The sequence below is a fragment of the Staphylococcus sp. HMSC061G12 genome (genome assembly GCF_001838465.1).
Classification (GTDB): Bacteria; Bacillota; Bacilli; order Staphylococcales; family Staphylococcaceae; genus Staphylococcus; species Staphylococcus simulans.
On record NZ_KV837048.1, the window covers coordinates 1 to 1,822 of the forward strand.

The 1,822-nt window shown below is 30.0% G+C and carries 1 protein-coding gene and 1 pseudogene; both read right to left on the reverse strand.

Features of this window, described 5'->3' with window-relative positions; genetic code table 11:
• Window positions 1-27 precede the first annotated feature (27 nt).
• A pseudogene (locus tag HMPREF2937_RS03945) lies at window positions 28-978 on the reverse strand (transposase); the annotation flags it as partial.
• 372 nt (window positions 979-1,350) lie between these two features.
• Entirely contained in the window at window positions 1,351-1,722 is a 372-nt protein-coding gene (locus HMPREF2937_RS03950; RefSeq protein ID WP_002497484.1) for a metal-dependent transcriptional regulator, read from the reverse strand.
• Between the last annotated feature and the right edge of the window lie 100 nt (window positions 1,723-1,822).

Sequence of the window (1,822 nt, forward strand, 5' to 3'; positions counted from 1 at the left end):
TATACTATAAATTCAACTTTGCAACAGAACCATCGTTCTTGTATCAGTCGGATTTTGATACACATTATAAGATAAAACGAATTGAGAATTTGTCGCTATTTGTAAATTATAACCTGGCTTGAGTTGTCCATTTTTCATATGATCTTCTTTCATTCTCATAAATGTGGCATCATGATCTGTTTTAGAATAACTATTTCTATCCTTTAAAATAGATTTTTGGACGTCGTATTTATACTTTCGCCCAGAGTAATCATTAATTTGCTTTTTATATTGTTTAATTTTAGTTCTTTTGAGCCGTATTTGTTTTCTTATTTTAGTACATTTTTCATTATCGATATGTTGATTTAAATCTTCGATTTCTTTATCCAAATGACTACCAATCAAATCTATTTCTTCCTTTGTTAAGTCATTATCGTGATCTTTTTTAATCTCAGGTATAATTTTATTTGTTACCAATTCGTGATAGAGTGCTTTAGAATCTTCATTCATCTTTGTCTCATGGTTTTGAATACTTTTTTTCCATACAAATGTATATCGATTGGCATTCGCCTCAACTTTCGTACCATCAATAAAAATGGTTTGATCATCTATAAGATGTTGTTTCAAACACTGACTATGAAATTGAATAAATAATGATTCTAATAAAGCATCTACTTTTGGATTGACTCTAAATCGATTAATCGTTTTATAAGAAGGCTTTTGATTTTGTGATAACCACATCATCCGGATGCTATCATTAAGTAATTTTTCTATCTTACGTCCTGAAAACACAGATTGTGTGTAGGCATATAGAATGACTTTTAACATCATTTTGGGATGGTATGAGGTTGCACCACGATGATGTCTGAATTCATCGAATTCAGTTTTAGGAATTGTTTCTACAATATCATTGACATGTCGTGAAATATCATTTGTGGGGATAAGAACTGAAGTTTCCAATGGTAGAGTAAGTTGAGTCATGTTATAATCTTTATACATAAGGCACCTCGTTAATTTAGTTTAGTGACATTTATTAAATTATACGAAAGTGCCTTATTTTTTTAAAGTATTTCAATGTAAAATTACATATAAATACAAAGTATTTTGGCGAGACTCTTGAGGGAACAGGACAAGTTGAAGACTACAGGCTGAAGCTGTCCCCTAAGAAAACGAGCCAACAATACGTAGTATTGTAAATAAAGAAGCCAGTAAATGAATTTATAATAAACTCATTTACTGGCTAATTTGTTAGAAATTATGTCCCAGCCTCATTTATTTATGATTCGTATTCTTATTTTGAGGGCTGGGAGAGAATAATTGTTGCTTTGTACTGTACTTTTTATTAAAAAGCTTCATAGTTAATCATCCTTTTTAAAATTGTTTTGTTCTTAAGTATTCAGATAAACGTTGAACAAATTTATCTGATACGTGATTTTCGATTAAATCAACCTCTTGGTTGACTTCAGAAGAGTTGATATTTAATACTTTTATGAAAAACGCTTTAATAATCTCATGATTGTTAGTCATTTCTATCGTATAAGTTAATCCTTTCTTAGTTAACATAACACCACGATAATGTTCACTTTTGACAAAACCTGCTTCGGTTAATCGATCTAACATTTGGCTAATTGAAGGGGGCGCTGCTCCTAACTTTTTAGATAACATTTTATTAGACACTAGCTCAATGTCTCCACCTAATTGGAAGATAATTTTCAAATATTTCTTTTGCGCATCAGTAATCATGATCCCACCTACAATTTTGATTTTTAAAGCAGAAATAGCTAGCCAAACTTCAAATTTTCGTTTGACTAAATAATATATTTAGGATATCCTAAATATATTA